Source organism: Hydrogenobacter sp. T-8, from assembly GCF_011006175.1.
Taxonomy (GTDB): domain Bacteria; phylum Aquificota; class Aquificia; order Aquificales; family Aquificaceae; genus Pampinifervens; species Pampinifervens florentissimum.
On record NZ_CP048795.1, the window covers coordinates 793,042 to 809,591 of the forward strand.

Consider the following 16,550-nt stretch of genomic DNA (forward strand, 5'->3'; position numbering starts at 1 on the left):
AAATACTTTTAGGAGGTAAAACCATGAGGAACCTGCTTGCAAAACTTTACCTCAAGCCAGAGCTTTTTTCCTTAGGGCTACTTGTAGCCCTTGCCACAGTTATTGCCCTTGCACCAGACCTGTCCTTTGCTGGAACAGGTGGTGCAGAAGTGCAAACATGGTATCAGGACATATCTAACTCCCTCAAAGGCTTTTGGGGCAAACTCATAGCCTTAGCTTTCATAGGTTTTAGCCTCATGGCTTTCAAGCAAGGAGCTATAATCCCTGCCATTTTCCTCATCTTCATAGGTCTTGGCGTAGGTGTCATACCTGACGTGGTAGATACCAGATTTACCTTGCTCTTCTAATCCTTTATGGGGGCTTTGCCCCTTTGAAGAACAATGGAAAAACACTACATACCCAAATATGTGAATGCTCTTCCTCAGATACTCTGGTGGGAGATAGATGAGTTTGCTTTCTTCTTAGGGGGAGTTATTTTCGGCATTATATCAAACCACTCCTTTCTTGGAGCCATCATAGGCTTTCTTCTTGCAAAAGGATACATGAGGCTAAAGTATGGCAAACAGAATGGCTTTTTATTTCACTGGCTTTATTCAAAAGGACTGTATGGGAAAAAGGGAAGAGTGCCTGAATACTGGGTGAAAGAGTTCATAGAATGAGGGATTTTTCAAGGAGAAGATAAAACCCCACCCTGTCTATAAGAAACCCTTCGTAAGTAGCCTTAAGCGGAGTTATCAAAAACCCGTCTAAATGAAGATAAGTCCTGTTTCTCAAAGCGGAGATAAGATAAAGGTAGTGTTCCTTTTTTGGTCTTATCTCCTTTATACCACCAAGCAAAAGATAAGCTCCTTTTCTGTCTTTGCCAAAAACCCACGCATTCCACCTGTAGTTTATACTCTGGTAAGAAATAGACTGAATATAGACATCCAAAGCACAATGAAAAGTCCTGTAGAGTTCCACAACCCCATAAGCGTAGTTTGACTTCCTTATGAATATCTCATTTTCTAACTTCTCTCCCTCTGCAGTTTTTGTAGTCAGAGCTATCTCCCAGCCATCTTCCTTTTTTATCTTCACACTGCTATAATGCCCTGTCCTTAACTTCTCAAGCCTTATAAGCGTGCCAAAATCTACCGTGCCTAAAATCTCATGCAGGTCAAGCGTGTATTCTCCCTTTATGCCGAGGCTCATAAGCCAGCCATGAACCTCAAAATGTTGTCAAAAGTGCCTCTAAACCTTGCAAAGGGGTGTAGCCTGTCTCCTTTCCTCAACAAAACTACCCAGTTCCCGTCTATCACCACCCTCAAAGGCTTTGTGTCTATTACTTTCTTCTGTCTCTGACGAAGATAATCCTCAAACCCCCAGAAGAGTTGCTCCCTGCTTATCTCATCAAGGTCTAACCCCTGCACTCCATACCTTAAAGACACTTTCCCATCTTCCTTTACCAGCACAAGCTCCTCTACCATACTTGCCTTTAGAGAATTCCTTATCCACTCAAGAAGAGTTCTGAGTTCTTCTCTTCTGAAGACCCTTGATAGCTTTTCTTCTCCCCTCTCATAGAGAAGAATGGCACGACACTTTTCACCCGTGAAAAGCACAAGCCTGCTATCCTTGTAGTAAAAAACCGCTCTGGGAGGCTTTTCTCCATCTTTAACAGGCAAATCCCAGTAAGCATATCCACCTGCTACATAAAAACTCACAAGATTGACAGGCAGGGGCAGAGAAACCTCTTTCTCTTCTCCCCTCAAAACCACACCAGAACTATCAAGACTTACCGACACATTTCCTTCAAATTCCAACACACTCATGAAGAAAATTATAGGTCAGTCAAAGAAAAAGAACCTTTTCTGGGGAATTCCCCAGAAATTTTCTGTGAAACTCCTCAGAAAAAGGGCTATAATTAACCTTATGGACAGGCTTGACAGGATAAAAGAGCTTGTGGAGAAAAGGACAAAAGAGGAGGAGATAGTCTATAAACTTGCAAGTCTTGAAGAAAAGGAAAGAGAGGAGATACTGGCACAGGTGGAGAGGGAAGACCCAAAACTTGCAGATGAGCTGAGGAAGAAGATTAAAGAAGTTGAAGTGTATGGCTTTATTAATTTAAACTGGGTGAAGGAAAGATATGTGGAAGGACAGATTTTTGGTATCATTGTTTTGCTCACACTCTTAATGCTTGTTATTATCGGCTCTTTGCTTTACTTCACAAGCATTATAGATGATGTCCAGCTGTTTTTCTTCATATTTCCTGCTTTCCTGCTTAGTATTTTGATAGCTACACCAATCTACTTGCTACTCCCCCGTCAGTTAAAGAATAAAATTGCTATATATATCAAACGCTATTCATTCTTTTCTCCTCCCTCCTGACCTCTTTGGCTTCTCAGGTGATGGATTAACCGCTGGACCCACCTGCTGAAGAACATTCCCTTGATTTCCTTTGACTTCTTCTTTCTTTTCCTGAATATTCTGAGGAACTGTCTGGAGCTGGTTTTGTGCCTCCTGCAATTCCTGTGGTTTCTTTAAATCTTCGCTGTATTCCCTGCCTATTGCTATGAGAGAACTGAGATCTCCTGTTTTAAGCATATGCTCCTGCATATCTCTTATAGCCTGTTCTGTGATTGCCTTTGCGGTTGCAGGGTCATAGCCAGCATCCCTATAAATCTGATATATCTGATTTGCATACCTTGTCATAATATCAATGCCTGCCTGAACATCAAGGCTTTGTGCTTCGGTAAATTCCTTAGTCAGCGATTTTTGAAGAGCCTGTAGTTCTTCTATAGCCTGCTGAACAGAAGCGGTCTCATCCTGTCTGCGACTATCATGCCTTGCTGTGCCACTATCTGTGTAATCCCCACGCGATGCCCTGCTCCCACCACTACCCGTAAATCCTTCCTCTTCGCTTTTAAGTTTTTCAGCCATTCTCTTAAAGTATTCTTCCATTGAAGAAGACTTTTCGTGCGAAGTTTCTTCTGTGGTAGCAAAGTTCGTCTTCCTATATACTTTTCCTTCTCCCCCCACCTTTATTACCCCGAAATTAACTCCAGCTCCCAATGTTCCACCTACTTCACCCCCTACCTCATCTTTATGTTGCGTTCCCTCTTTTATAGTAAGCTTATCTCCTTTTGTAAATCCACTTCCTTTTGATACCGCTTGTTTCTGTGCTTCAGCTATTCTCTTGAATTCTTCCAGTATGCCAAAAAATTCTGAACTCGTTCTATAACCTTGATTTTTATACTTATCAAATAACTTTGCTACTACCCACTGCATGCCATAAGCTTCTGCGAACTTTGCCATTTCCGACAAAGTATTGACAACAGACAGCTTCTCCGCCAGCTGTTTCCTGTAGCTTTGTAATATAGAGCTGTTAATGCCTTGATGGCTTGCTTTTTCAAAAATGTATTCTCCGTTGTCTCCAAGCTTGAAAACAAATTCGCTTCCACCAATAGAGGTTTTCCCTGTATCTGGCATGTTTGGATTAAACTCTACCTTCCCACCATTTGAAAGTGCTATGGCACCACCCACCAGCTTACCACCTCTAATTTCCATCATAGAAACCACAGCACCCTCTCCATATGCCTGAAGCATATCATCCAGCATTCTCCTGCTCTTGCTGTCTTTGAGGTAGTTTCCAGCCTTTAGAGACTGCGCTACTTCCCCTAAGGTTTTTCCGTAAACGTAGCCAGCTACGTTATTACCTGCCCCCGACCACAGTATGCCATACTTATCTACATAGCTTCTTGCCATTGTGTTTATATTGCCAAAGCCTGTATTAAACTCCTGTGTATTACCCGCCGCCATATTCCCCCATCTCCAACCACCCCAGTCTGTATTTCCAAAGCTCTGATTATTCCAGCTTACATTACCACCGCCTAAATTACCCTGTGCTACCTGAGAACTGGCACTTGCAGTGCCACTTTGAGCTGGTGAAGATACAGCCCCAGAAAGGGAGTTCATGGCGTAGATGGAAAAGCCCGTAGAGGCAAGCAGTGCAAGAGTGGGTATCATCCAGTAGAATTGCCCCGCCATAGATATATAATCCATCGCACTTTGTTGCACCACAGGTAAGGTCATGAGAGTTAAACCACCCTGTCCAAGTGAAGAAAAGCTCGTAGCTCCATGTAGCTTTACATGAATAATGGCATTAAGAAGAGCATCTCCCACAGACCAGAGAATTGTCCATAGAAAGAGTATCATATACCCCGTTAAAGCTCTTACCGCCATCGGAGTAAGAAGAAGAATAAACAAAGCAGATGTAAAGCCAGCAAGTAAAACTATAAGTATGCCTCTCAAAACTGGAAGATATTTACCAGCTACAAAGTAAGAAGAAATACCTTGAGCCTCTACCTGCCTTTGTGCCACCCCTACCGCATAACCTACCCCAGGTGCAAGATTTGCCTCAGCCCACCGCAGGTATGCCTCTCCAAGATGGTTCATTGCTATGGACTGAAGAAGTAAAGACTGACCTGTCTGAGATACATTAAGAAGATAAGGTGGAGCCGTGTTTAAAGCCTGACTTACAGCAGAGGTAGTCATTCCAGTAGCATAGGCAAGAGCATTAAGAGCCTGATAATTCGCATAGTTGTAAAGCTGATTTATCAGGTAATTGTATGCACTCGGACAATCCATAGAACATCCAGCCTTACAGGGAAAACATCCACTGTCAGTCCATTGACACTCCGCATCTGCATAAACCTTTGTAAATCTTGCAGGATGTAAAGAACTCCCCATATAGGTCAAAAGGTTTTGAGAGGTCTGTAAATCCTCAAGGTTGTATGTGCCATCAAGTATGTTGGTATAAACACAGTTGGTTATAAACTGGTTAAAACTCTGATACAGATATGGGTCTGTTATTCTCATGGAAAGTGCAGAATTTACCACACCTACACAGCCAAGCATACCTGTTTTTGAATACCCGCAGTCATCTGGAAGTCCAAAAACTTGGTCAAGGGTCTGGGCTACTGCCTTCTGAACCTGTGAGGTAAAAGCTAAAGGATAGGCTATGGCATAGGGAACATTCTGAACTACTCTTGACTGATTGTCCTGTATATCATCTATCTGAACGGTGGTCTTTACCTGCATAAAAAGCGTCCAGACACCTATGGCAAGCACATAAAACTTCAAAATCCTCAAAGGGTCTCTCTGTCCATAATCCCCAAAGTATGAAAGTAATACAGCTATAAAGCCTATAAGAATTGTTATTTTCCCCAACATTACCATAAGACCACCGCTGGGGTCAAAAAGCCACGCTATGCCCCGCAGTATATTCTCTAAAACATCTCCATAGCCCCACGCATAAACCGTCATCTAACTACCCCAAGCATCTTTGAATACATAAGATTGCCATAGAGATTGTTGTTTGACATCTGAGCCAGTAGCCTTGAGTAAAGATTGTAAGCTACATTGGCAGTCTGAATAGCTTCCGCAAGCTCCTTCTGATACTTAACAGAAACATCAAAAGTATCTCTGGCTACACGACCTACATTACTAAGGAACATCTCACATGCTTTCGCATTCTCAGGCTTCTTCTTTACATACGGCTCACTCATACAGGCAGAACCCCACTTCTGCACCCCCCTCATCAAAGCCCTTATATAAGCATTGGCAAGCTCCGCCGACATGTAAATGTTCATCTTGTTAAATATCACATCCAAAAGCCCCGGGTCTACAGAAGCTACATTCACTAAGGTAATCACCGGAGCTGGCATACTGGCTAAAAGCAGGTATTCTTCATTTGATAAGGGCTGTCTGGCTACAATTTTCTGCTTTATGCTCTGAGTATATTGTGAAACCCAGTAGCAAAGAGGAGTAATTTGAATTGTCCCATTAGGCACAGGTTCAAACTGCCCACTGCTTGTATTAAAATTCCAGCTTTGCAGTGAAACCTCAGCATACGCAGGAGCTGTTCCATCAAAAGACCCGCAGGCAGGCTGTCCATTCTGACTTGTCAGCCCTATCACATCCTTAACAAAATTTTCTACATGCGCTGCAGGACCTATATACTGAAAAGCTCCATCCGCATTATTCTTGTCTACGGGCTTTACTCCCACATCACCCACATAAGCCCTTATCAAAAGAGCCAGCTGGTCTTGAGAAATCCCAAGAAGGCTTGCCATAGTAGGAGGCATTTCTTTAACACTCATATCCACAAAACTAAATGGCTCTCCCTTGTTTAGAAGAAGTCCAGCAAGACAATTACCCCCTGGACACCACTGAGCTATAGTTTGCCTTGCCTGATCTACTAATCCTGATAAGTTGGTTATGAAATCATTAAAGGTCTTAAAGGCGTCAGATTGTTGCTGAGAACCACCGCTTGAATCTGTCCGTCCTAACTTATCTACAATCATCTCACCTACCTTTGTGGCAAAAGCTATTGAGGCACACTTGCTATGTGATATCTGATTTATCTGATTAGCTAATGCGGTTAGGTTTTTAAGAAGTTGCTCACACTGAGGGCATAGAGTATGCAGTGCAAGGTCAAAGGCTATGACAGGTGCGGCACTCAAAACATTTTGAAGAAACTGTCCTAAGTATTCCATGTTGAAGTAGGAAAAAGCTCCAAAGGTAGCATCTATACCACCACAGCCAGACCTTATAGAAGGTGGCACTACATTGAAGGGTCTAAAAGTCTCATCCTTTATCCTCCACCTGATACCACCACCATATATGGTAGTCATTTCCTTTCCTTTGACCGTTGTAGGCGGAGATACCTCTAAAATAGCACTGTCAGTTATTCCAGCATAGGAAGGCATGGTGGTGCCAAAACCTATAATAAGAGCAGAAAAAATTCCTAAAAATTTCCTCCACCCAGTCATGCTTTGAAATTTTACTTCTTCCTGCTATAATTGTCAATCATGAGGGAAAAACTTCTAATTTTAGGACTTTTAGTCAATGCAAGCTTTGCTTTAGAATGCAATGAAGCACTCCTTAGAAAGCACCTGCCCTTTATGCCTCAGGATGTCAAGATTGCTAAAGCCCGTGAGGTTTTTGGAATATGTGAGTATGTGGTGGAAGACAGGGGGAGTGTTTTTACTCTCTATGCCAGTGAGGATTTTGCCCTTGCGGGTGCCATGTTCTCCAAAGGACAGCCAGTAAGCAGGGAAAGTGTAGAGGAAGTCCAAAAGGAAAGAATGAAAAACCTTCTTGGGAAGCTTTCTGCTCTCCATGTGGCTGAAATAAAGGGAAGTCAAGACAAGGTTATGTATATGATTTCTGACCCTGACTGTCCTTTCTGTGAGGGGGCAAAAAACAAGGTGGTAGAGCTGGCAAAGAAAAATGGCTGGACTTTAAGGCTTGTGTGGTTCCCTCTTCCCATACACCCACAGGCTTATGACAAGGCGGTATCCTTTGTGTGTGAAAAGAGAACATGGGAAGACTATCTTAAAGGTCTTTATGGCACTTCCAAGTGTGAAGAGGGGATAAAGAAGGTTTCGGAAAGCGTAGATACTCTAAAGCCTTATGTAAGTGGAACTCCTCTTTTTGTTTTTTCGGACGGCACTATTATTCAGGGAGCTAACATGAAGGCTTTAGAGGAGAAAATGAAATGATAGCTTTAGATTACTGGTATGTGGGGGATTATCAGTATAAAGACCATGCAATAGCTTATGTGCCTGCGCTGGTGCATGTGCTGGCGGAGGGAAGATACAGGACTTTAAACCCTCAGCAGGAGAAAGAAGAAGAGGTAGTCTCTCTTGTGCGGAAAGAAGAGAAAAAGAAAGAAAAAAGGGAAAAGGTTTTAGAGGTGTATTTTGGTTTTGACAGCTACAGGCTAAGTCAGAAAGAAAAGGAAAAGCTCTTAAAGCTTGACAGAGAAAAAACTTACTTCCTTGTAGGTCATGCGGACTGGATAGGAAAGGAAGGCTATAATCTCAGGCTTTCACAAAGGAGGGCAAAATCTGTAGAAAAGTATCTCAATAGTCTTAACCTGAAGGTAGAGGGCATTTCCTCTAAGGGAGAAGAGGAGTGCAGGATAAAGAAAGAGCTTGAGGGTAAAGTAAGGGTATCTGGAAAGCTTATAAAAGAGCTACAGCCATGCAGAAAGGTAGAGGTTTTCTCTTCTTTTTGATTTTCAGTCTTGCCTTTGGGGGGGTAAATGAAGATGTGGAAAGACTTCAAAAGCAGGTAGAAGAACTTCAAAAGAAGATGAAAGCTCCTCAGGTAAAGGAGCTATCTCCTGAAGAGAAAGAGAAGTTAAGACAACAGGTAGAGGATTTAAAGGCAAGGAGTAAAGAGTGGCAGGAAAGGCTTGAGTATAAGGACGGAAGGGTTATCGTAAAGCAGGAAAGGAATAAAGAGAAGAAGACAAATCTTTCACAGGGAGAGTTTATCTACATCTTCATGTCCTCTTCCGTGCCAATATCTGTGTGGAAAACCTATGCGAAGAACATAGAAGACTTTGGGCTAACGGATAAAAGCAGTCTTGTTTTGAGAGGCTGTATAGGTGGATGCAGGTACATAAAGCCTACCCTTGAGTTTATCTCAAAGGTTCTGGAGATAGACAGAGACAGGCAGGGGATAAAGGCAGAGGTATGGATAGACCCTTTGCTTTTCAGAAGGTTTAACATACAGAGAGTTCCATGCGTGGTATATGTAAGGGGGCAGGAGCTGATGGACAATACTTTATCCGCAGGGCTTGAAGAAAACATAAAGACAAAAGGGCAGTATTTTATTTCTTGTGGGGATTGGTCTTTGAAGTATCACTTAGAGGAGCTTTGTAAAAAGTCAGGAAATCAAAATCTCTGCAGAATAGGAGAGAGCTAATGCATGAATACCCTGTCTTTTTCTTCTTTGTGCTTTTCTCAGTGGTCATCTTCTTTCACTCTTCTGGTGGGCTTGTTTTTGTGGTTCTTTTCTTTTTCTTAAGCTCTCTCATGGCTGATAAATTCTTCAGTCTCTTTTTAAGGAAGATGGAAAATCCTTACCATGACAAGGTCTTTATCCTGCCCCTGAAGATAAAAAATGCCTATACTTTGGGAAACTCTATCCTCATAGGAAAGGCTCTTCTGCAGGAAGATGAGAAGACTTTAAAGGCAATTTTACTCCATGAGATGGGACACATAAGGTTTAAAGACTATATGGGGGTGCTTTTGCTTCTTATCTTTTTCAGGCTTTTTACCGCTCACAAAACAGCAGACTTAGCTCTTATACTCCTGTATTCCTCTCTCTTTGCATGGTTTTACTACCATACAGAAGTCAGAGCTGACCTTTATGCCTACTCTCACATGAAAGAAGAATACCTTGAAGTGCTTGAAAGGTTTAACTTAAGGTGGAGGCTTAATTACCTCAGGGGCATAGAAGACGGAAAATTTCAGGAGTATGCCATTTACGCTTTCCTTGCCTTCCTGTCTGGCTTGTATCTTGGCTGGCTCTATGTTAAGAGTTAGATTTTCTCCTGACAAAATAATCAGGAGTTGCATAAGGCAGAGACCTAAGCCAGTCTTCTACCTCTGGTCTGTAAAAAAGTATCCTTCTTTTTAGCCTCCTTGCAGGAAGCCCATAAAGCCTGATAAGCTCATATATGCGAACCCTTGAAACCCCAAGCATCTGTGCAAGGTCATCCACAGTGAGGATAAATTTCTCCATGTAAGTAATTTTAGTATGGACTGGTATTTTTTGACAAAGTTTAGAATTTTTTCTGGGGAATTCCCCAGAAAAGCTATCTGACTTTCCATATGTTATTAGCCACCTTTTTAATAAAGCCCTTCTGGGCAAGCTTTCCAAGAAGCTTTAGGGTTCTTCCTTTGCCCGTTCTCCTTGGCAGGTTTTCAAAGTGCAGAGTGTTGTCTCTGTATCTGAAGAGCCAGACCTCTACAAAAAGCCCCCATTCTTCAAGGGTAAGGACTTCAGGAGGAGGGACAGATGGAAGGTCTGCCTCTTTAAAGGGAAGATTTCTTATAAGCTTTAAGGCAAAACTGTGATACTTTCCGTGCCATATGTGAGTTTTAATCTGGAAATATTCAGGAAACTTTTCACTTGCCCTTTTCAACCTCAGAAAAGCTTTATGTTTGCTCAGGTTGAAAGTTCTTGAAAAGAGGAATTTCCATGTTTTGAAAAGAACCCCTTTTTCTGTGCCTGCTTCTTTGATATAGAAGTAAATGGCTCCAAGGTCTGCATAGCTCACTTCCTTCCTGAAAAAGTCATCAAGCTTTGGCTCTTTGTAGTGAGTAAGATAATCCCCCAGCTCCCCCTCTGAAATAAAGCCCTTCCGCTTTAATCCATCGTAGAGGTAGTTTATACTACCTGTATTTTTGTAGCCCAGCTCCTTTGCTACATAATCAAGGTTAATGTTTATGTATCTTTTACCGCCCCAAGTTAGCCAGTATAAATATCCTGCCAAGGCTTTTTCCATAGGAGTTAGCTCCTCTGAAAAGAAAGCAACACCATGAAAATACGCATCCGCCCCAAGCTCTTGCTTTACATGTAGAGGCATGGAATACTTATAGGTGTAGAAAATGTATATGTCCTCAAGCCTTATCTTAGCCATCCTGCCACAAAAAAAGCCACGCAAGCAAAAACCTTATCCTCTCTATCCTGTCCTGCAAAGACAAAAGCCAGCTCTTAAGCTCTTCAAACTCATAAAGCCCCCTTCTCTTTAAAAACTCCACATACTCCTCTACCCTGAACTCTTTATGAAGAGGCACACTCTCCTCTACGGTATTTCCTGCCCTCTGGACTGCATCTTTACGCCCCTGCGGTCTTCCAACTTTAATTTCATAGAGCATCCAGTCTGGGTCTTCTGACGAAGCTTGCTCTGAAATAACCTGCAGGACTTCTTCAAGCCTGACCTTTTTCTTTTGAGCTTTATTTTCCTTAACTCCAAGAAACCGTTCCACCTTAAGCTTTAAAAGTCCAGATATGGCAAGGATAAACCTTCCTGCATGGGGCATAAGCTCAGAAGAGCTTAGCTCCTCAAGTCTTTGCCTGAAATCCCTTATTAGCTCCTCAAGGTCAATATCTTCAGGGTCTATCTCTCCTTTCCTTACCTTTTCTAAAAGAACTTCCTCAGGCGATAGAAAAAATGAAAGCACCATCAGACAAAAAACTGAAATACCCTGCCATCTATCCCCTTAAAGGTAAAAGCATCTATAAGCCCCATATCTCTGGCTCTTGTGAGAACCTCAGAGATATACTCATTGGTGAGGCTCTCCCCTTCATAAAGGCTGTCCCTAACTTCTACCCATGCTTTAGCAAAATCCCTTTTGTCTATCCTGTGAGTTTTTACCTCTCCAAAAGCATCTTCGTAATCCACATAAAGGTGGTCAAAAGTAAAGTAAAGGGTGCAGTCTATAAGAGCAAGAGCCAAAGCTATATGCTCCTTCTCAAAGTCAAGAGAAAGCTCCTGCTCAAACTCAGTCCTCAAAACTACTGCCTCCCTGTTTGTAAAAAAGACAAACTGCCTTACATAGACCTCATCGGTAAAAGCAAAAAGAAACTTTGCTTCCTTTGCCTGAAAGTAAATGGCTATTCTTCCTGTATTTGCTGGCTGGTCTAAAAGCATGTTTAAAGTCTTAGACAGAAGATAAGCCATAGCTCCTGCTGTTTTACTATCAAGCATAAGACTATTTTAGCTTGAAAGATTGAAAATAACCCCACAGAAGAAGGTCTTCTGAGCTTAAAAAGGGTCTTTCTATCTTAGAAACTGCCCTTAAAAACTGCCCTGCACCTGCTCTGACGGATGCTCCTATAAAACCTGTCTTAAAAGCCCTGAAAACTCCTGAGGGAAGACTAAGGTATATATCCTCTCCCTTATAATCCCCCTGAACTCCAAAGGAAATCCCCCTCTCCATAAGCCTCAAAGCCCAGTCTATCAAAGTAAAAACACTTCCTTCACATATAACAACAGGCTTTTCAAGAGTTTCCAGCATGTTGAGAAAGTCATACCTTGTTTTCACAAGCTCAAAGGAAAAGCATGTAAGGTCTAAAGACTTTTCCTCCTCTGATACTATCCTGTGCCTTGTAAAGGAAAAGTATTCCTCTAAGGGTTTCTTTTCAATTAAGTCTGTTAGCACAAGCACCTTAGACCTGTGCCTGAGAAGAAGATTAAACAGAGGAGCTAAGGAAGAAAGAGGGTAGCTGTCCGCATAAGGGAAAACTATGACCTCTTCCCCCACCTTTATCTCTTCTACTTCCCATGGGTCTATAAACCCCGTCTCCCTTTTGAGCTTTTTTACCTTTTCTTCAAACTCCTCATAGCCCTCCACATAAACCTGCCTGCCAAAACCTTTAGAAAGATAAGCCCAGTAATAGAGGTCTCCTCTAAGCTTTGGCACAAAGATGGACTTTCTTATAACCCTTGAGAAAGGATACTCAGAAAGATAACCCTCAAGGATAAGGTCTTTGAGCGTCTTTCTGCCCTCTAAAAGAAGAGAAAAGTAAGAAACTTTCCTGACTTTTAACCCCTTATACTCAAAAGACTTTCCACCCTCAAGCCAGAGAACAGAAAGCTCTTCTTCTTTCCCCTTTAGCTTAAAAAGGAGCCGAAAAAGTTCTTTGCGAGAAAGTAGCCCCCTGAGAATAATCATTTTTAAGCCTTAAAGCCCTCAGCTTGGCTCTTAAAAGCTTGCTTCTGCTTACCGCATACCTTTTTGCTAAAAGCTCTAACTCTTTAAAGTCCTCTTTCTTCAAGCTTACATACACCCTCCTTTTCTTCTTCCCTCTTGGCTCCCCTGGAAGAAAAAGAGGCTCTTCTGTCATCACCTCTTCCAAAGGAGCCTTCTTCAAAAACTCATAAAGCTCATCATCTACCCTCATAACAAACTGCCTTACACCTTTATTCCTCATTTCTCTCTCCTTGCAAAGATAAAATCTAAGTCTGGAAAGGTAGAAAGAGGATACTCAAGCTTTAATACATTTTCCCTTGGCACAAGTCCAAAATACCTGCTGTCATAAGACCTCTCATGCTCTCCCATAACAAAATAGTAGCCTCTACCTATATACTGGTTTAACTCTACAGGTTTTACTGGGCGACCCTTGCTGTCCGCTGTTCTTGCCCTCCCTAAATAATTCCCGTTGCAATAAAAGTCAAGTCCTTCAGTCCTTATATAGTCTCCCTCACTGCATACTACCTTCTTTACCAAAAGCTTCCCCTTCGTGTATTCATTCTCTACAGGCGGTTTTATAAGCACATAGTCCCCTGCCTTTGGGTCTCTAAAAGGCTCTACCTCAAGCCACCACTTGTAAGGCAGTGAATAATCCATGCTATAGGCAATCCTCACTGGACTTACCCTGTATGCCAGCACGCTCACCACAAGCAAGAAAACAGCTCCTAACCAAAACCTCACTTTATAGCCCCCTTAACTTTCTGTGTAATGTCCTCATCCTCTCCAGATACCACACACTGCTTTATAAGAACAATACCCTTCTCCTTTGAAAGTATAGCCTTTAACTTCTCCTGTTTCTCTAAAACAAGCTTTTGAACTTCCTCTGGACTTTTACCAGACTGAAGAGCCTCATAAATCCCCTTTGCATTCATAAAGTCCAGCTCAAGAAGATTTATTGTCTTTACAGGTCTGTAATAGAGCTGTCTTGCAAGATAAAAGGTAGCCCCATTGGAAAAGACTATAAGAGCTATCACCAAAAGCCACTCATACCACTTCATTGCTTCATCTCCTCCTGCACCTTCTTTATAGCCTCTAAATAGCTCATGCCAGAAGCCACAAGGTCTTGTATCCTCTTTCTTACATGAGGAGTTGTAAAGAACATGGCTTTCATAAAGTCATCAAGAACTACCCTTGCCTTGACAATTCCAGCTCCTGAATAGATAACTACCTCTGAAAACTCTCCAGCTCTTGTCCTTGTGCTTAAAAGCAAATTCCACCCCCAGTCTCCAAAGGCAAACAGATTGCTCTGTTTCATGGCATTTATACTTTCCGCCTTCTGTTGCATAAACATAGACCAGAAGCTGTTTTCTGTTATAACTCTTCCAGCTCTTGAGAGACCACCTGTTGGCATTATATCCGCAAAACTCTGCGTGCCTATTATCATTGACGCCCCATGCTTTCTGAACCTCCTGTATGCCTGCTCTATGAAGATGTCTATCTTCGGATTTCCTAAAAACTTATGTGCCTCATCAACGATAACTAAATTCCTGTAGTCTTTCATGCCTGAGAAGAATATCTCCTTTGATATGTGATAGGTAAGGAGCATGATAACCGGGTCTCTCAGGTCTGGTATATTCTCTATCTGCCCGTTTTCAAAGACGGTCAAAAACTTGTCAAAAAAGACAGTTGCTTTTCCATTGAAAAACTTTCCATACGGACCCACAGAAGAATATGGCTGCAGGTGCTTTATAAAATCACTAATCCTCTGGTCTCCCGCATACTTTCTTAATGCATCAATCACCGTATCCACACTGCTATCAGCCCCATACTTGTCATAACTCTCCCTTAAAGCCTCATCTAAATGCGCCCTTATAAACTTCTCCTGCTCTTCAGACTTTTTCTGTTCCTTTACTGCTCCCATCAGGTAAAACCAGTTTGTTAAAAATTCCAGATAGTCCTCAAACACGCTGTAGTCAGTTATTGATGTGAAAGGATTTAAGCATATGGGAGCTTCAGGTTTTATCTCTATATAGTCCCCTCCAAAGGCATGGCAGAACCTCTCATAAGAGCCTCCTATGTCTATTACCCATACACGGTTGCCACCTGCCAGATAGTTCCACATAATATACTGCAAAAACACGCTTTTGCCAGCTCCCGTCATGCCAATCACATAAGAGTTATATCCTCCAGATGGGTTGGAAAAGTAATCAAAGCCTATAAGCTCTCCCGTGTTTGAAAAGAAGAAAAGCTCAGGAAAAGTCCCCTTCCATCCTGCATAAACAGGTGCTAAGGTGGCAACATTCTCCTCAAATACCACCCTTACCCTCTGCCTTGAAAGGAAATCAGCTATTGCCTTGTCAAAACCAAAAGGAAGAACGCTTATAAAATCCGCAAAGTTTATGTATTTGTCTTCTTCTAACTGCCAGCCAAGTTTCCTGAATTCTGTCTTTACTCTTCCAGTCCTCAGTTCAAGCTCCTCCTTTGTTCTGGAAAAGACCACTATGAGAAAGTCTATGGCATATAAATCCGCCCCTTTCTCTATCCTCTCCATAGCATAGGAAAGGTCTTGATGCTTGAACTTGAGCCTTGGCACCAAGCTATAAGGCACATGCTGGCTAAGCACCATAGTGGCATCTCTTTTTACTTTTCCTTTCTCACTCTCAGGTAGCTTTATGCCATTCAAAACTATCAGATAGTCAAAGTCATAAACGCTCTCCTCATAAGGACCAGCAAGATAATTAAGCACATCTACCATTGACCACTCTTCTGGATAAGTCTTAACCGATAAGGCTCTTACATAAAAACCGTCCAGCTCAAAAAAGTCCTCATAAATGCGAGCTTTTGTAGAAGAATGAACGCTTGCCCTTGATATGGGTATATCCCCCCTATACTCAGGAACATCTCTCCAGTCCTTTGAAGGATTGAGAAGTTTATAAAGCACCTCCACCATATCTCCCCCCGTCATATCGTAAGGCACAAGCCCCGCAGACTGTAAAGAACCCCTCAGCTTTTCTCTTACATCAGACAGCTTTTTCAGATATACGCTAAAATCCTCCAGCTCATCTTCTTTTTTCTTACTAAAAAGCCCAAAAAGGTTTTTAAAAAGACTATCCATAAGACTGTATGTCTTTGACTTACCACCAAGCTTTACTGTGATAAATAGCCTGTGATTTTTTGCGGTGGCTCTAAAGGTTTTTGTTATAGGCTCATGCCTTTTGCTCTCTAAAAATTTCCAGAACTCATCCACCATCTCCTTCATGAGGCTCTGGTCTATCCCTCTTAGCCTGTAAAGCCCCCTATACTTGTTTTCTCTCCATGTGTCTATGGCTTTATAAATGTCAGAAGAACCCCAGAGGATAAACTGAAAGCTTGCTCCCTCTGGCAAGGCAGAGAGAAAAGACCTCAAGGACTGCTCCGTCCCAGAAGATATCCCCACAAGAGGCACACACTCAAAGGCTATGCCTATAGAGCCGTCCGCATTGTAGAAAAAACCATCCTCTTCATAGTAAGGCATAACATACCTTGAAAGGTTTTCCCTCTCAAGGACTAAAAACAATTCTTCCTGCGTCATTTCCTTGCCTCCAGCTGACCCAAATATCTTTTGAAAGACCAGCCCTCCACTCCCCTTTCAGTTCTTACCTTTACCCATTTACCCCTTTCTTCCAGCACATAAACCTTCTCCCCGGGCATAAGCAGATAAACCACTCTACACCTTAAATCGTCGCAAAACCTTACTCTCAACGGAACCAAAGAAATCATAATATGCTCACCATACACACTATACCTTCCATGCCCCTTTCCAGAAGTATGCAGGCTTTCCTCCAGTAGATGAACCCTGTTTTCCATATTTCTTTGCCTCTCCTCCAGCTCCTTTAGCTTCGCCTCAAGCTCATAATACTTTTTAACAAGCTTTTCTGTCGCTTTAGGTAGCCAGTCTTCCACATAAACATAACCAACCGCATTCCCTAACGCATAACCACCCAAAGCAAACAGACTTAGAAACATCAAAACTTGCCTCAT

At 42.2% G+C, this 16,550-nt stretch carries 21 protein-coding genes; 7 read left to right on the forward strand and 14 right to left on the reverse strand.

The window, feature by feature from the left end; genetic code table 11:
• Positions 1-23 precede the first annotated feature (23 nt).
• Together G3M65_RS04640 and traL are read left to right on the forward strand one after the other, a co-directional pair.
• Entirely contained in the window at positions 24-347 is a 324-nt protein-coding gene (locus tag G3M65_RS04640) for a TrbC/VirB2 family protein (protein ID WP_173833427.1), read from the forward strand.
• A 33-nt stretch (positions 348-380) separates the two neighbouring features.
• Positions 381-659 carry a type IV conjugative transfer system protein TraL gene (gene traL / locus G3M65_RS04645; protein ID WP_173833428.1) on the forward strand — a complete coding sequence of 93 codons (279 nt, stop codon included), beginning with the start codon at positions 381-383 and terminating at the stop codon, positions 657-659.
• Here the strand turns inward: traL and G3M65_RS04650 are convergent.
• On the reverse strand, positions 649-1,188 hold the full coding sequence (locus G3M65_RS04650) for a hypothetical protein (protein WP_173833429.1): 540 nt from the start codon (positions 1,186-1,188) through the stop codon (positions 649-651). The genes traL and G3M65_RS04650 overlap by 11 nt on opposite strands.
• On the reverse strand, positions 1,185-1,805 hold the full coding sequence (locus tag G3M65_RS04655; RefSeq protein WP_173833430.1) for a hypothetical protein: 621 nt from the start codon (positions 1,803-1,805) through the stop codon (positions 1,185-1,187). The genes G3M65_RS04650 and G3M65_RS04655 overlap by 4 nt, the downstream gene beginning before the upstream one ends.
• Here G3M65_RS04655 and G3M65_RS04660 point away from each other — a divergent pair.
• Positions 1,804-2,361 carry an ATP synthase subunit B family protein gene (locus G3M65_RS04660; protein ID WP_173833431.1) on the forward strand — a complete coding sequence of 186 codons (558 nt, stop codon included), beginning with the start codon at positions 1,804-1,806 and terminating at the stop codon, positions 2,359-2,361. The genes G3M65_RS04655 and G3M65_RS04660 overlap by 2 nt on opposite strands.
• Here the strand turns inward: G3M65_RS04660 and G3M65_RS04665 are convergent.
• Together G3M65_RS04665 and G3M65_RS04670 are read right to left on the reverse strand one after the other, a co-directional pair.
• Complete coding sequence (locus G3M65_RS04665; RefSeq protein ID WP_173833432.1) at positions 2,338-5,298, reverse strand: conjugal transfer protein TraG N-terminal domain-containing protein; 2,961 nt, start codon at positions 5,296-5,298, stop codon at positions 2,338-2,340. The genes G3M65_RS04660 and G3M65_RS04665 overlap by 24 nt on opposite strands.
• On the reverse strand, positions 5,295-6,806 hold the full coding sequence (locus G3M65_RS04670) for a conjugal transfer protein TraH (RefSeq protein WP_173833433.1): 1,512 nt from the start codon (positions 6,804-6,806) through the stop codon (positions 5,295-5,297). The genes G3M65_RS04665 and G3M65_RS04670 overlap by 4 nt, the downstream gene beginning before the upstream one ends.
• A 39-nt stretch (positions 6,807-6,845) precedes the next feature.
• Between G3M65_RS04670 and G3M65_RS04675 the strand changes: the two genes are divergently transcribed.
• The 4 genes from G3M65_RS04675 to G3M65_RS04690 are packed head-to-tail and all read left to right on the forward strand — an operon-like array spanning position 6,846 to position 9,374.
• Positions 6,846-7,538, forward strand: a complete 693-nt coding sequence (locus G3M65_RS04675; protein WP_173833434.1) for a thioredoxin fold domain-containing protein — start codon at positions 6,846-6,848, stop codon at positions 7,536-7,538.
• A complete protein-coding gene (locus G3M65_RS04680) occupies positions 7,535-8,056 on the forward strand; it encodes an OmpA family protein (RefSeq protein ID WP_173833435.1) in 522 nt (173 codons plus the stop codon). Before G3M65_RS04675 ends, G3M65_RS04680 begins: the two co-directional genes overlap by 4 nt.
• Positions 8,023-8,751 carry a TrbC family F-type conjugative pilus assembly protein gene (locus tag G3M65_RS04685; RefSeq protein WP_173833436.1) on the forward strand — a complete coding sequence of 243 codons (729 nt, stop codon included), beginning with the start codon at positions 8,023-8,025 and terminating at the stop codon, positions 8,749-8,751. The genes G3M65_RS04680 and G3M65_RS04685 overlap by 34 nt, the downstream gene beginning before the upstream one ends.
• Positions 8,751-9,374, forward strand: a complete 624-nt coding sequence (locus G3M65_RS04690) for a M48 family metalloprotease (RefSeq protein ID WP_173833437.1) — start codon at positions 8,751-8,753, stop codon at positions 9,372-9,374. Before G3M65_RS04685 ends, G3M65_RS04690 begins: the two co-directional genes overlap by 1 nt.
• On the opposite strand, the gene G3M65_RS04695 is transcribed toward G3M65_RS04690, so the two are convergent.
• From G3M65_RS04695 to G3M65_RS04740, 10 genes are all read right to left on the reverse strand, one after another.
• Complete coding sequence (locus G3M65_RS04695) at positions 9,364-9,573, reverse strand: helix-turn-helix domain-containing protein (protein ID WP_173833438.1); 210 nt, start codon at positions 9,571-9,573, stop codon at positions 9,364-9,366. The two genes, G3M65_RS04690 and G3M65_RS04695, sit on opposite strands and share 11 nt — an antisense overlap.
• Positions 9,574-9,646: 73 nt before the next feature.
• The gene (locus G3M65_RS04700; RefSeq protein WP_173833439.1) at positions 9,647-10,498 is read right to left on the reverse strand and encodes a hypothetical protein; all 852 of its coding nucleotides are present in this window, start codon (positions 10,496-10,498) and stop codon (positions 9,647-9,649) included.
• Positions 10,467-11,021 carry a hypothetical protein gene (locus G3M65_RS04705; protein ID WP_173833440.1) on the reverse strand — a complete coding sequence of 185 codons (555 nt, stop codon included), beginning with the start codon at positions 11,019-11,021 and terminating at the stop codon, positions 10,467-10,469. Before G3M65_RS04705 ends, G3M65_RS04700 begins: the two co-directional genes overlap by 32 nt.
• Positions 11,021-11,545 (reverse strand): hypothetical protein, encoded by a 525-nt coding sequence (locus G3M65_RS04710; protein WP_173833441.1) that lies wholly within the window; start codon positions 11,543-11,545, stop codon positions 11,021-11,023. The genes G3M65_RS04705 and G3M65_RS04710 overlap by 1 nt, the downstream gene beginning before the upstream one ends.
• 4 nt (positions 11,546-11,549) lie before the next feature.
• Positions 11,550-12,512 (reverse strand): hypothetical protein, encoded by a 963-nt coding sequence (locus G3M65_RS04715; protein WP_173833442.1) that lies wholly within the window; start codon positions 12,510-12,512, stop codon positions 11,550-11,552.
• Positions 12,457-12,771 carry a hypothetical protein gene (locus G3M65_RS04720; RefSeq protein ID WP_173833443.1) on the reverse strand — a complete coding sequence of 105 codons (315 nt, stop codon included), beginning with the start codon at positions 12,769-12,771 and terminating at the stop codon, positions 12,457-12,459. The genes G3M65_RS04715 and G3M65_RS04720 overlap by 56 nt, the downstream gene beginning before the upstream one ends.
• Positions 12,768-13,271 carry a signal peptidase I gene (gene lepB / locus G3M65_RS04725; RefSeq protein WP_173833444.1) on the reverse strand — a complete coding sequence of 168 codons (504 nt, stop codon included), beginning with the start codon at positions 13,269-13,271 and terminating at the stop codon, positions 12,768-12,770. The genes G3M65_RS04720 and lepB overlap by 4 nt, the downstream gene beginning before the upstream one ends.
• Positions 13,268-13,588 carry a hypothetical protein gene (locus G3M65_RS04730; RefSeq protein ID WP_173833445.1) on the reverse strand — a complete coding sequence of 107 codons (321 nt, stop codon included), beginning with the start codon at positions 13,586-13,588 and terminating at the stop codon, positions 13,268-13,270. The genes lepB and G3M65_RS04730 overlap by 4 nt, the downstream gene beginning before the upstream one ends.
• The gene (locus G3M65_RS04735) at positions 13,585-16,101 is read right to left on the reverse strand and encodes a TraC family protein (RefSeq protein ID WP_173833446.1); all 2,517 of its coding nucleotides are present in this window, start codon (positions 16,099-16,101) and stop codon (positions 13,585-13,587) included. The genes G3M65_RS04730 and G3M65_RS04735 overlap by 4 nt, the downstream gene beginning before the upstream one ends.
• Positions 16,098-16,550: an SH3 domain-containing protein gene (locus G3M65_RS04740; RefSeq protein WP_173833447.1), complete on the reverse strand. Its 453-nt coding sequence runs from the start codon at positions 16,548-16,550 to the stop codon at positions 16,098-16,100. Before G3M65_RS04740 ends, G3M65_RS04735 begins: the two co-directional genes overlap by 4 nt.

What these genes read in the sequence shown, in the direction of transcription:
- G3M65_RS04680 (WP_173833435.1), top strand. Translation starts at nt 7,535, where the DNA reads ATGATAGCTTTAGATTACTGGTATGTGGGGGATTATCAGTATAAAGAC.
- G3M65_RS04640 (WP_173833427.1), top strand. Translation starts at nt 24, where the DNA reads ATGAGGAACCTGCTTGCAAAACTTTACCTCAAGCCAGAGCTTTTTTCC.
- G3M65_RS04730 (WP_173833445.1), bottom strand. Translation starts at nt 13,588, where the DNA reads ATGAAGTGGTATGAGTGGCTTTTGGTGATAGCTCTTATAGTCTTTTCC.
- G3M65_RS04735 (WP_173833446.1), bottom strand. Translation starts at nt 16,101, where the DNA reads ATGACGCAGGAAGAATTGTTTTTAGTCCTTGAGAGGGAAAACCTTTCA.
- G3M65_RS04670 (WP_173833433.1), bottom strand. Translation starts at nt 6,806, where the DNA reads ATGACTGGGTGGAGGAAATTTTTAGGAATTTTTTCTGCTCTTATTATA.
- G3M65_RS04740 (WP_173833447.1), bottom strand. Translation starts at nt 16,550, where the DNA reads ATGAGGCAAGTTTTGATGTTTCTAAGTCTGTTTGCTTTGGGTGGTTAT.
- G3M65_RS04720 (WP_173833443.1), bottom strand. Translation starts at nt 12,771, where the DNA reads ATGAGGAATAAAGGTGTAAGGCAGTTTGTTATGAGGGTAGATGATGAG.
- G3M65_RS04655 (WP_173833430.1), bottom strand. Translation starts at nt 1,805, where the DNA reads ATGAGTGTGTTGGAATTTGAAGGAAATGTGTCGGTAAGTCTTGATAGT.
- G3M65_RS04705 (WP_173833440.1), bottom strand. Translation starts at nt 11,021, where the DNA reads ATGGTGCTTTCATTTTTTCTATCGCCTGAGGAAGTTCTTTTAGAAAAG.
- G3M65_RS04685 (WP_173833436.1), top strand. Translation starts at nt 8,023, where the DNA reads ATGCAGAAAGGTAGAGGTTTTCTCTTCTTTTTGATTTTCAGTCTTGCC.
- G3M65_RS04695 (WP_173833438.1), bottom strand. Translation starts at nt 9,573, where the DNA reads ATGGAGAAATTTATCCTCACTGTGGATGACCTTGCACAGATGCTTGGG.
- G3M65_RS04660 (WP_173833431.1), top strand. Translation starts at nt 1,804, where the DNA reads ATGAAGAAAATTATAGGTCAGTCAAAGAAAAAGAACCTTTTCTGGGGA.
- G3M65_RS04715 (WP_173833442.1), bottom strand. Translation starts at nt 12,512, where the DNA reads ATGATTATTCTCAGGGGGCTACTTTCTCGCAAAGAACTTTTTCGGCTC.
- G3M65_RS04675 (WP_173833434.1), top strand. Translation starts at nt 6,846, where the DNA reads ATGAGGGAAAAACTTCTAATTTTAGGACTTTTAGTCAATGCAAGCTTT.
- G3M65_RS04665 (WP_173833432.1), bottom strand. Translation starts at nt 5,298, where the DNA reads ATGACGGTTTATGCGTGGGGCTATGGAGATGTTTTAGAGAATATACTG.
- G3M65_RS04650 (WP_173833429.1), bottom strand. Translation starts at nt 1,188, where the DNA reads ATGAGCCTCGGCATAAAGGGAGAATACACGCTTGACCTGCATGAGATT.
- traL (WP_173833428.1), top strand. Translation starts at nt 381, where the DNA reads ATGGAAAAACACTACATACCCAAATATGTGAATGCTCTTCCTCAGATA.
- G3M65_RS04710 (WP_173833441.1), bottom strand. Translation starts at nt 11,545, where the DNA reads ATGCTTGATAGTAAAACAGCAGGAGCTATGGCTTATCTTCTGTCTAAG.
- G3M65_RS04690 (WP_173833437.1), top strand. Translation starts at nt 8,751, where the DNA reads ATGCATGAATACCCTGTCTTTTTCTTCTTTGTGCTTTTCTCAGTGGTC.